The organism is Mucilaginibacter sp. BGA-UO-ETr-C110, from assembly GCF_059567985.1.
Map to the genome: position 1 here is coordinate 3,439,349 of NZ_JCAQPB010000002.1, position 12,870 is coordinate 3,452,218.

Consider the following 12,870-nt stretch of genomic DNA (forward strand, 5'->3'; position numbering starts at 1 on the left):
TTTTCCATAAACCACACACAGCTGCTGAAATGACTTTATTTAACCAAGATTTTTACTGTTTTTGAAATATGGCGTGATGAATTACCTAATAGAAGAACAAATTCACCTGCTTCCACTTTCCATGATTTTTTTGATTCGTCGTAAAATGCCAGGTCGGCAACTTTCACCTGTATTTCTACCGTTTTTGTTTCGCCGGGCTTTAAAAATACTTTTTTAAACCCTTTAAGCTCTTTTTCAGGGCGCAATACCGAACAAACCGGGTCGCTTACATACAATTGCACAACTTCGGCGCCATAACTGCCCCCTGTATTTTTAATCGTAAACTTTGTGTGGATTGTTTCATCTTTTTTATAGCTGGATTTGTCAGTCGAAAAATTGCCAAAAGAAAAATCAGTATAGGAAAGACCATAACCAAAAGGGAATAACGGTTCTATGTTTTTAGTATCATACCAGCGATATCCAACCAGTATCCCTTCTTTATAGTCGGTAGTCAGGCCTTTACCCGGATAGGTATTCAGGTTAAATGCAGGCGAATCATGCAGCGAAACCGGAAAGGTAAACGGCAGCTTACCAGATGGATTGATAACACCCTTTAATACATCAGCCAGCGCGTTACCGGCCTCTGATCCGTTAAACCAAGACCAAACAACGGTGTGATTTGATTTTTTAATTTCGTTCAGATCATATGGCGCACCAGCCATAACGACGATAATGGTGTTAGGATTAACGGCGCTTACCGCATTAACCAGAGCCTGCTCCCCAAAAGGCAGTTCCAGGCTTTTACGATCATGACCTTCACTCTCATATTCACGGTTTGAGCCGATACACAAAATAGCTACATCGCTGGCCTTTGCGAGCGCCACAGCTTCATCAATCAGGTTCTGATCGGGTTTATCATAGCCGCGGTTTTGTTCGTCGGTTTTGCTTGCCAGGTAATTGGCCCTGTAACCCTGCGCAAAACTGATACTGGCTGTTTTGCCGAATCTTGATTTTATGCCCTCCAATGCGGTAATCTCATATTTGGCCTTTACTCCCGCGCCGTACCCCCCCAGGGCAAATGTGCGTACCGCATTATCTCCGATAACAGCAATGCGTTTTATTGCGCTTGCTTTTAAAGGTAATAAATGATTGTCGTTTTTTAGCAGAACAATAGATTCTGATGCAATATCATAAGCGGTTTTCGCATGTTCCAGAGTAGCGATAGATCCTTTAGGATGATGGGTACTCATAGACGTGTGATACATGAGCCATAAAATCCTGCGCACTTTATCGTCAATTTTTTTTACCGGAACCTGGCCTTCCTTAACAGCCTTAAGCAACGGCTGGGCAAAATACCACTGATTATACGGCCCGCTTGATCCCATTTCAATGTCCAGCCCGTTGTTGGCCGCAGCAACGGTATGGTGTACACCACCCCAATCCGAAATGACAACTCCTTTAAAGCCCCACTCGTTTTTTAGCACCTTATTTAATAAATAGTCATTCTCGGAACACCAATAACCATTCAGCTTATTGTAGGCCGACATAATGGTGTAGGCATTGCCTTGCTGTATGGCTGCTTTAAATGCCGGGAAATAAATTTCGCGTAGGGCCCTTTCATCAACTATCGTGTTTACGCTATCTCGGTTAAGTTCCTGGTTATTTGCGGCAAAATGTTTTATACAAGCTGCTACATGCTGGCTTTGAATTCCTTTTACAGATTGAACAGCCAATTGGCTGTTCAAATAGGGATCCTCCGAATAATATTCATAGGTACGGCCGCAAAGCGGCATCCTGCAAATATTGAATGCCGGTGCAAGCATTATATCCTTTTTACGGGCATTCGCCTCCTCCCCTATAACTACGCCATACCAGTTGGCCATGACGGGGTTCCAGGTGGCCGCTATCGCCGAGCCATTCGGTAAAAATGTAGCAGAATCGGTTGTCCAGTTAGCCGAAGCCCAATCAAAACGCTTTATTTCTTCACGTACGCCTAATGGTCCATCATCGCACGTAAGCTCAGGAATACCTAAACGGCTTACGCCTGCGGAAGAAAATAGCGCGTTTCCATGAAGCATTTCTATTTTTTCTTCCAGTGTCATTTTGCTGACGATGCTGTTGATCTTCGCATTAAGCGCAACCTCACTTTTGTTTTGTGCCGAAACTCCGCCGGCCACTAAAAATGCCATAATACAGGCAATGGTATATTTCATAAAATATTATTTCTTTACTTGTTGTCGATGCTATTTATCTGCGGCCGTAATTTTCAACAGCATATGCTTTAAGGCCAACTCAGGATTCCACATAACCTGTCCTTGAAATCTTATTTTGAAAGGTAACGCATCCCATAATGTTCTAAACATTTCTGAGTGAACTTCTTAATAAGAACCAGGCCCTCGTTACACATTTTTTTCGATTCCGGCGTTACGATAGGGTTACTGAAGATAGTAAGGTGCTCCTTAAGCAAAATACCAATCGTATCAAAATTCTCTATCAAAGCCTTAATTTCACTTTGATCTAATTCTGGCGCTTTTGAAATAATTTGATTTTCCATATCGTCTTTTTTAACCAGGTATCATTTGCCGCGGCAATCGTCATGCGTTCAAATAGATCACTGTTGATTTCCGTCATGTTGAAAACAGAATTGTCAGAGTTAAAAAATGCCGGGCCCTTTCAGTAAAGGCCCCAGGCATCAACTTTTATTCAACTAAAACTCGCTCTTATTTAATTTTCAAACTTCCGATCTTTATCGTAAAACTTAGCGTATTTTTAAAACCCCGCCCCTCTTTTCAGCAGTGTCGGGCCTGGAGGCAATTACTGGTTATACCCTGCTTTAATGGCATCCATCATACCCAGATCAAGCACCTTACCTGGTTCCCAAAAGAAAGGCTTAACGGTTTCACCGAATCAACGGTAACAGCCCATTTTGATCGAACATCGACTTATAAATAGCACCAATAAACCGGCAACGGACTTAATAAAATTTCCATTCATCAAACAAAAAACCCTCTCCTTTAAATACAAAATAGATATTCCCTACTCCTTTAGCTATGTTCAGTTCTATTTTCTTTGAGAGCGTAGTCCATTCCTTCTCATCACATGTAAGGGAAACAAGAGCCGGGCCTTTAAGATTATTTACATAAACATCAATTTTACCTGTTCCTTTCACCCTGGCTTCGAATTTGGCGGGAATCTGATTGCTAAAATCGGCTCCCCGGACCATGAGACATTGTTTATCTATTTGTCCTTTGGCAACCATATTACCCACATTACCAGTAGTATCGAACTGGACGTGACCCGAAGTTCCTGCAGTGGTTTCTGCTTGCTGAACAACGAATGGATTTAATAGGTTAGTTTGTGACGGACCTTTAAAAGTTGCGTTGACCTTGGGGATATTCACGCCATTGCCTTCATCCACTGGTGCTTCTTCGATACCCACATTACGAAAACCACCCGCAGTGTTAAAATAATCCTGTAAATACATGGCATGGTAAGCAAAATAATATTTCTGATTAAACTTAAATAAGTGAGAGTGATTGTTTGTAAAAGGACCCACGTTATCACCCACGTTGTCGCCAGGATTCCTAAAGTAATTATCGCGATACTGCCAACTATCCGGATTTAAGGGTGTTTTACTCGTCATATAAGATATGTTGCATGCGGTTGGTTTAGCAATATTGCTATAAGGCCATACCGTGCGTTCATCCCAACTCGTACAATAGCTATAAACCCAGGTTCCATTGATAAAGTTAAGATCGCTGGCCTCATTAAAATAAGGAGCGGGTATCTTAGAAATATTGCCGGCCAAGCTGATCATATCTGCTCCTAATTTGACGATTCTGGAATTATCCGGCATATATTTTGTTTTAGGCGTTCCGGCTCCAAAAACCAGCCAGCCTGTACCTTGGCCGTCAATCACAACTCCTGGATCGAATGGAACATCGACATCCACACCGGGGACAGAGCGGTCGACGATGTTCTTTCCTAATGGGTCTTTCCAGGGGCCAACGGGAGAGGTGGAAGTAAGCACGGCTGAGCCAAAAGCGTTATTGGAGTAATACAAATAGAAGTGCGTCTTACCATCTGCTTCCAGTCTGGATTCAATGGAAGGCGCCCAGGACGAAGCGGTCCATGGAGCCAGCTTTGCTGTATTTATGAGGCCATGATAAGTCCAGTTAACCATATCAGCGGAAGACATCATGACCAGTGAACGGATAGACTCGGCACTATTTTTCCCATCCTTTCCTACCTTCTCAAACTGTTGATTATCATTCGTGGCATACACATAAACTCTTCCATTGTATACTATAGCTGTTGGGTCGGCCGTAAACATAAAATCTAATAAAGGATTCCCATTATTGGTGAGAAGTTTCGGCGAAACTTTTGCGAATTTTGCTTCCAGATCTTGATTATCTGGCTGTGAAACTTGAATTTGCCTGGCATCACCATTCGAAGCTGTGATAGTCACTATCGCCTCGCGGCCAGCCCCCGTGTTGTTAGCGTTCGCAATTAATTTAAGCGTAACATTTCCCGGGCCTCCCGATGACTGACTTATGGTGAACCATGGAGATGAGACGTTGGCTGTCGCTGTCCAATTAACATTTGTAGTGATAGAAACATCAGAATTACTTCCTTCCGACTCAAAAACAATTTGCACAGAAGAAACAGTGAATTGAGGCTCAATCCCTTTCTTCTTACAGGAAAAAGAAAGCAATGGGACCAACAATAGTAAGCCTAAAAATATACCGTAACCCTTTTTCATATTATTATATTGTTCATTTTTGTTATTTTAATTTATCTTTTCACAATCAATACCAATCACATACGTCAAGCAGAAAGCGGTACTGTCTAATCTGTTCACAGTACCGCTATTCCAGAAAAAGCTTTAATCCAGCATTACTTTTTACTTATATCCTAATTTAATGGCATCATACATACGCTGGTCCTTTATCACATTATTAGCCCTGTCTAACATAAAACCTATCTCCCACCAGAATGGCAGAATACCATTCGCTTTGGCCGTTTTGGTCGCAAAAGTTGCCCAGTAATCCACAGACTTGTTGTGCATATCCAGATCCTTAGGAAGATACTTGCTGTTGGTGGCGGCAGTCCTCCTCCAGACTGCATATTCACCCAGCACCACAGGGATACCTTTATCAACAAACTTCTGTTTCACCTTTTGTAATTCGGAAGTGATCGCATCCTCTTCTCCATAGGTGGCGTTGCGCTCCGGCTCAATAGTAGAATGATACCCAGCCCCCCAATAGTAAACCATGTTGCCCCAACTTACATCTCCATCCGTTAGTATCGTAAAAGTAGCAGGCGTGTAGTCGTGCACCTCCACCATCAACTTGTTGGGGATCTTGTCTGTTGGAAGCGTATTCATCAAGTCATTAGTTTTATTAGGGTCAGTGTGAGGCCCCTGCACAACCAGCACCCGGTAACTGTTCCTGCCTCCGGTAGAGCGAACTGCATTAATAAATGTCTGGTGGTAACCATTGAGTATGGCCATCTGCTCGGCATTATCAGCCGCAGGTTCATTCGCGCCGGCAAATATAAGGTGCTCATCAAAATCACGCATGGTTGTAGCAATCTGCTCCCAAATGGCCTTTTGCATCGCATTAACGGAATCTTTCTTTAACGCATTAACATTATTTTCCAGCCAGCCATTATCCCCGTGAGCATTCAGTATCACATACACATCATTAGCCACACAATATCCAACCACTTCCTTCACCCGCGCAAGCCATGCAGGGTCAATTTTTGCCTTGCTCCGATCGCTCAAATGACTCCAAACCCAGTTACAGGGGAGCCGTACAGCATTGAAGCCTAAACTTTTTATATATTTCACATACGATTCGGTGATTTTACTATTCACCCACTCACCTTCGTTTGGGGACTCCATGGTATTGCCAAAATTTATTCCCATTCCCGTACCCATCTTTGCTGCCAGTTGCACGGCAGTACTGGTCATTCCAGTCATGTCTGGCGCTATGGGAAATGTATTATAACCCGGGTATAAGGTGGGGGCCTGGGTAACCGTCACCCTTCTTGCCTGGCCGTTGGAACAATCAATGTATAAAACACCAGAGCGGCTTGCCCCTGTAGCATTTTGCGATAATGTTGTTAAATGAATAACAGTGCTGCCACTTTTGCCTGATGTTGTGTTTAATTGCAACCACGAATAAACAGGATTGCTGATACTCCAGTCTGCATTAGATGTAACGGATATGTCCTGGGTACTTCCATCTGCCGTAAAAGCTATGGTGGATGCATTAACTGTTAATTGCGGGTCAGGATTATTCGTTTTTTTACAGGAGAGTAAAGATATAACTGTAATAAGAGATATCAATATTTTAAAAGAATACCTAATTTTCATTTTTTTCTTCATTTTTTAATTAGTTAAAAAGCCCCACGGCGATATGCTGCCGCGGGGCTTTAGCTTATTTAATTTTTACAACTCTCAAGTTATCAACAGCGCCATAAAAGCCGGTTGCTGTATTGAAACCGCCATAGTTATGTAACCATATAAAGCACGTACCATTTCCTGTACTATCCAGTATATCTGAAAATTTTGTCATTGCAACACCTTTGCCAGCGCCCAGATCAAGATCTGTTTTACGGAACTCCGTAAAAGGAACCGTCAGCGTCATCCAACCTTTTGTAGTATATGCTACCGTAGCAGTCCCGGATTTTTTCCATGGTTCCCAACGATAAATAAATGTGTCATTACCGTTAACATCAATATTAAGTGCACCTCCATTCCATGCTTTCGGAATACTTATTTCAAATTTTAATGCATAGTTCTGAATAGAATCGCCCAAATTAGCTTGTGGTATCCATTGCTCCTTATCAAAGGCAAGTTGATAATCAGGCGGCCAACCATTACCATAGCCTTCTCCCGGCTGCAAAATATTGGTTTTTAGCACAGCAAAGTTTGAAGTATTTCCGGGAAAATCAGGATTATATGGCAGCCACGATTGAGCATTAGCAGGGTTGCCAGTACTTTGGGTTCCCCCATCCCAGCCTATCATACCCCACTTATCATTTTCTATATTGGCAATTATACCATGCACAAGATCGTGCACATTGTACACGGTAGTACCCGTGCCAAACTCTGAAGTAACAGATACCGGCCCGCTTTGCGTTAGCGTTGGCAAAACGAACCCAACATAACTCCCATCTTTTGATGAACTATAAGAAGTAACTGGCGTGCCGGCAAAAGTTAGCTTTTGAATATTTTTAAGATAGCTACCATAAATATAAACCGAATCGCCCGGGTTGGCATTTTCATTGGAAATACCTGCTATGACCGGGGTCGCAATTAGTTTAAAATTCACCGAACCGATTTTGGTGGTTACCAATACCCGATCATTGGTCGTTGCAGTCGGCATCAAAAATCCAATAGAAGTCCCGTTAGTGTCTAATTTAAACGAGGGGATTGCTGTACCCCTATATGAAAAGCTTCGAACAAAAAACAGATTTGCACCATAAACAAAAACAGAATCACCCGGGTTGGCATATATATTGGAAATTGTCCAAACAGCAGGTGCCGCCGGGCCTAATTTAAAAGAAAACGTTGTTGATCCGGCTGTTGTAACATATTTCACTGTATACAGTTTGGCAGTATCAATTTTTGCATACTGTATGTTAGGTATTTGCACAACAGCACTGCCGGGGGCAAATAAAGCACCATTAAAAGGGGCGGAAACTCCGTCAAAATAAATTTGTGTTGCATTTTTCAAATTTTGCCCGGTTATTACTATCCATTGGCCCATTGCCACGGCGCTATGTAAAACCGTGTCATTTGGTGAGGCTACATAACTTTTAATAGACGTAATAACCGGAGGAGCACTGCTGCCGACATCTGCATTCTTTTTACAAGCTGGCAGTAAGGCCACTATCATAAAGAGAAGTGACAAAAAATACAAGCTTAAGTATGATTTCTTTTTCATAACAATATATTTTTAATATTTTAATTAATAATAGGGTACCGGCGGCTGCGCCAATTTAGGGTCAGTGGTTAACTCAGATGACGGAATTGGCAACGTAAATGAGGCGATAGTTGCCGGAAGCGTAACTGGCGGAGCAATAGTATCCCTTCTGGCTATCTTCGTTTTAGGATCATAAGTAAACGAAATCCGACCGTGATTAAGATCCTGATCATTAAGAAACTTCACAGCATTAGTTGGATCATAATAAGAATACCGAACCAGGTCTATCCAATATTGTCCTTCAAAAGCAAGTTCAACCCTTCTTTCCGTGCGTAGTAAAGTCGGGGTTATTGCAGTCACAATATCCACGCCGGCCCTTGCCCGCACAGCATTGAAATACTTTAGAGCATCACCATTGCTTGTAGTACCATCGTTACCCAAAATAGCTTCGGCATATACCAAATACACATCGGCCAATCTAAGAATTGCATTATGTTCGGGAGATGACCAAGAATCCATTGTTGGCAAGTTGTTATCTTTTTCGGTGCCAACAATGTGTTTTTTCAGGCCTGTATTTTTTGCCGTATAACCACCACCGGCTTGATTCAATTCGGGATAAAAATCTCCGGTAAGCACAATAGTGGCTTTACGCCTTACCGTATCCTTAGCCGAATACATCTGGTATAAATCATAGCTTGGCGCTATGCCCTCCCATCCACCTTGTTGTTGAGGAGTAACTTTACCATCTGGCGCAAAATATTGTTGCAGGGCATTGCCAATACCATAACCCACACCTCCGGCCCACTGGAGCGCGAACAATGATTCAGGGCTATCGTTGTTTTGCACCTTGAAAAGATCATAATAGCTGGGAAACAAATTTAGCCCACTATTTTTACACACATTGCCCGCATATTTTTTGGCACTGTCCAACAAGGCCTGGTCGCGGCTGCCACTTTTGCCTAAACCTGCCATCGTTAAATATACTTTGCCCAGCATTCCCTGCGCCGACCAGGTAGTTACCCGGCCTTTTTCATCTGTTTTGGGAAGATATTGCGCTGCGTAAGTCAGGTCTTTAGTAACAAATTTATACACATCCGAAACAATATTACGAGGGAGCAGCGGATCTTTTATCAGTTTACTGTTATCTTCAACAATGGGCACAGCCCCCCAATACACCGCCAGGTGATAATAAGCAACGGCACGAATAAATTTTGCCTCAGCTATGGCAGCATTTTTGTCTGTTGCCGAAATTGACGAAGATGCCTGTTGCTGTATGGCACTGATAACGGTATTACATTGCGCTATAACATTGTACAACCCAACCCAACCATTTGTTACTAGGCCATTTTGGGCGGTAATAGTGCGTGTAAAAAGCTGTACCAAATCGCCATTATACGGAAAGCTGGCGGAACCGGCCAATACGTCGCCAAGTGGTATGTAGCCCTGCGTGTTCCATTGAAACCACTCTGAACCGGCGTACAGGCTTGCCGTAGCCAGCCGTAATTCGGAAGTGGTTTTGTAAAAAGTATTAGCACTGATCTGCGAGTTGGACGGACGGTCCAAAAAACTCTTTTTACATCCGGCTATTGCGGCAACACATAGCAGGATGGTGATAATTTTGTGAATTGATTTCATAAACAAATATTTTAAATCGATAATCGTTTTATTATTTCAAGGTTATGTTTGCACCTAAAGTGAATACTCTTGGCTGCGGGTAATAACCGTTGTCCCAACCTGCCTGAAGCGGGTTCCACGAACCTATCTCAGGATCCATGCCTTTATATTTTGTAATTATAAATAAGTTGGATACATTGGCATATACCCTAACAGACCGCACAGATATTTTGGATAAAAGGCTTTCTGGTATCCGATAACCTAAGGTGATATTTTTGCATCGCAGGAATGAACCATCCTCAATCATTAAACTATTAGGTCGGTTATTGGTATTGGTATTATCATTTCTCAGTCCTACAACCGTTGTATTGGGGTTGGTAACATATACATTGTTAACATCGGTTGCAGAGCCTTTGGGATCTACCAGAGCCAATTTCGCATAATTTAACATCGATGTGAAAAAAGTGGCCTGACCTCTCGGATCGGTTTCCTGTATGGCTATTTGATTGAATACCTTGTTGCCATAACTGCCGCTGAAGAAAATATTCAGGTCAAAATTTTTGTAGTTAAATGTATTATTGATACCATACTGGAATTTGGGGATGGGGGAGCCCAAAAAGGTTTGATCTTTTGAGTCGATAACACCGTCGCCGTTCAAATCCTTGAACATACGGTCGCCGTACCAGATCCCCCCACCTGCCGAAGAAATTGGATAAGGGTTACCATTAGCGTCGGTAGGCCGGGCATGTGTTAGAAAATCACTTGGCTTTGAAAATATCCCGTCAAATATATAGCCATAAAATTCGCCAATGGGCTGGCCTACTACTGTTTTTTCGATTATATCATTAATTGTATACGATTTTTGGCTTAAGTTGGCCATGTCTCCACCTGCACCTAAACTGGTCACTTTATTAATGTTCCGCGATATGGTAAAAGTAGATTTCCAACTGAAATTTTTAGAAACAATATTGGTAGAATTGATTTGGAAATCAACCCCTTTGTTACTTAGTGAGCCGACATTGGCAAAAGGCGATTTCATAGCCCCCGGCCCCCAACCATCTACGGTACCAGAGTATTCCGGAAGCGGCACCCGTAATAAAAGGCCGTGTGTTTCGCGGTCGTAAACGTCTACTGAAAAACCTAACCGCCCATTCCAAAACGATCCGTCAATCCCGGCATTGTAATAATCAGTTTTTTCCCACTTCACATCCGGATTTGCCAGATTGCTTTGAAACTGCGCTGTACCCGACAGGCTGTTAGGCACCGATGTAAGTTGGGTTACAAAACTATTGCCGTCTATACCTTGATTGTTAGTAAGCCCATAACCAAGCCTCAGCTTCAATTCATTTATAGATTTTACGCCTTTTAAAAAAGCCTCGTTATTAATTTTCCAGGCAAACCCACCCGAATAGGTAGTAACCCAACGATTATTGGGGGAGAATTTTGAAGAACCATCATTCCGTATATTCCCGGTGAGCAGGTACCTGTCATCCCAGGAAAAATTGAGACGGCCGAACCAGGATTCCTGTGCATTGCCGCCATTGGGGGTTGATTGTGAATTATCGCCCGAGTTTGTGGCCGTGCTGGCATCCCCGCCATTAAGGGCTTGCACATTGTCTGAAGCAAAATTCCTTCGCGCACCGTAAAGATATTCAAAAGTTCCCTCCTGCGATTCATGCCCCGCTAAGGCATCAACATGAAGTTTTTTGAAATTATGGTTATAAGTTAAAAAATTGCGTATTGCTATATAAAAATTTTGGCCGGCATTTGAGGAACCGTTATTACGGCTGACACTACCTTTGCCAAAACTATAAGTTGGTGAATACCTATTTTCCGTATTAAATTCGAAATTACCGGATAGTTCACTTCGCAGGTTTATATCTCTGGTAAACTGTATTTCGGAGTACAGATTGCCGAATATTTGATTGTTCTTTCTCTGGTCTTTTACAATTTGGGCTAATGCCACCGGGTTGGCAATGGGTGCTACCCAACCGGCGGGGTCTGTAACACCGCCATAGGAACCATCAGGGTTTTTTACCAGAACATCAGGGCTAATGCTTAGCGCGGTGGCAATTACATTACCTGAGGTTGAATTTACACTTTCATCAACATGCGCCAACTGAAGGCTGGTACCTATTTTTAGCCAATTAGTGGTTTTGTTATCTAAATTCAGCCTTAACGAGTATCTTTTAAAATTAGATCCAATGGCTATCCCGTCCTAGTCAAAATACGAGGTTGATAATAAATATTGGGTTCTGGCATCTCCGCCGCTTATTGTAAGTGTGTGATTCATCTGCGGAGCCTTCCGGAATAATTCTTTTTGCCAGTCGGTACCGGGGCCCAGGTATTGAGGGTTGGCAAATTGGGGCCTGGTATCAAAGCCCCAGACAATACCCCGGGCATTAATGATAGTAGCAAACTGCTGCAAATTCACTGTAGGCATCCGCTTTAGTATTTCCTGGTAACCGGCATAGAAATCATAAGTTATCTGCGGCGCTCCGGCCTTACCCCTTTTTGTAGTGATAACAACTACGCCATTGGTTGCCTGCGAACCATATATGGCTGTTGCTGAAGCATCTTTCAATACATCTATTGATTCAATTTCGGAAGGATTGATGGCATTTAATGGATTAGAACCACTCCCGGGATCACCCACTGGTGGAATAATAATACCATCTATGACGTACAATGGCGAATTTGAGCCGCTTATTGAAGACACGCCACGTATCTGGATAGATACGCCGCCACCGGGCTGGCCCGATACCTGCTGGACCACTACACCTGCAACTTTACCCTGCAGGGCCTGGTCAAACGTGGTGGGTTGGGTTTTGTTCAATTCTTTACCCGATATGGAACTTATTGCCCCTGTAAGATCTTTTCTTGCCCGCTTAGCAAAGCCAACAACAACAACCTCGTCTAAGTTGCTGGATGTTGATTTGAGGGTGACATTAATTGCGCCAGCTTGCTTAACAGTTATTTCCTGTGGCGAATAGCCTAAAAAATTAAAAACCAGCACCTTGCCGGGTTCGGCCGCTATGGAATAACTACCGTCAATACTGGATATAGACCCGAGGCCCGTCCCTTTAATTTTAATGCTTGCTCCGGGTATTGGCGCACCATCGTCGGAGCTTATTATTTTGCCCGTAATATTTACGGTTTGTGCATGGGCAGAAAAATAAAGAAACATGCCCGTGATAAACAATGAAATCTGGTATTTCATTCTTCTTTGTAAATTTTTATCCATCTTTTAAAAGGATTTTAAGGTTTGATAATTGGTTCATTGGTTTGGTTAGTGTTTAATTGGTTTTTAATCTCATTTTTTCTTCATAATCTAATAGGTGAT

Annotated in this window: 8 protein-coding genes; all 8 read right to left on the bottom strand. The window is 42.6% G+C overall.

Features of this window, described 5'->3' with window-relative positions; all coding sequences use genetic code 11:
* Positions 1-35 precede the first annotated feature (35 nt).
* Positions 36-2,192 carry a glycoside hydrolase family 3 C-terminal domain-containing protein gene (locus AC57BQ_RS14950; protein WP_496407051.1) on the bottom strand — a complete coding sequence of 719 codons (2,157 nt, stop codon included), beginning with the start codon at positions 2,190-2,192 and terminating at the stop codon, positions 36-38.
* 110 nt (positions 2,193-2,302) lie between these two features.
* On the bottom strand, positions 2,303-2,533 hold the full coding sequence (locus AC57BQ_RS14955) for a hypothetical protein (RefSeq protein WP_496407052.1): 231 nt from the start codon (positions 2,531-2,533) through the stop codon (positions 2,303-2,305).
* A gap of 420 nt (positions 2,534-2,953) precedes the next feature.
* The gene (locus AC57BQ_RS14960) at positions 2,954-4,741 is read right to left on the bottom strand and encodes a family 43 glycosylhydrolase (protein ID WP_496407053.1); all 1,788 of its coding nucleotides are present in this window, start codon (positions 4,739-4,741) and stop codon (positions 2,954-2,956) included.
* A gap of 141 nt (positions 4,742-4,882) precedes the next feature.
* Positions 4,883-6,358: a cellulase family glycosylhydrolase gene (locus AC57BQ_RS14965; protein WP_496407054.1), complete on the bottom strand. Its 1,476-nt coding sequence runs from the start codon at positions 6,356-6,358 to the stop codon at positions 4,883-4,885.
* A 64-nt stretch (positions 6,359-6,422) separates the two neighbouring features.
* Positions 6,423-7,934, bottom strand: coding sequence for a glycan-binding surface protein (locus AC57BQ_RS14970; RefSeq protein ID WP_496407055.1), 1,512 nt, complete (start codon positions 7,932-7,934; stop codon positions 6,423-6,425).
* 24 nt (positions 7,935-7,958) lie between these two features.
* Positions 7,959-9,548: a RagB/SusD family nutrient uptake outer membrane protein gene (locus AC57BQ_RS14975; RefSeq protein ID WP_496407056.1), complete on the bottom strand. Its 1,590-nt coding sequence runs from the start codon at positions 9,546-9,548 to the stop codon at positions 7,959-7,961.
* Positions 9,549-9,579: 31 nt separating this feature from the next.
* The gene (locus AC57BQ_RS14980; protein WP_496409478.1) at positions 9,580-11,739 is read right to left on the bottom strand and encodes a SusC/RagA family TonB-linked outer membrane protein; all 2,160 of its coding nucleotides are present in this window, start codon (positions 11,737-11,739) and stop codon (positions 9,580-9,582) included.
* Positions 11,740-11,745: 6 nt separating this feature from the next.
* On the bottom strand, positions 11,746-12,747 hold the full coding sequence (locus AC57BQ_RS14985; protein ID WP_496407057.1) for a TonB-dependent receptor plug domain-containing protein: 1,002 nt from the start codon (positions 12,745-12,747) through the stop codon (positions 11,746-11,748).
* Positions 12,748-12,870: the final 123 nt, after the last annotated feature.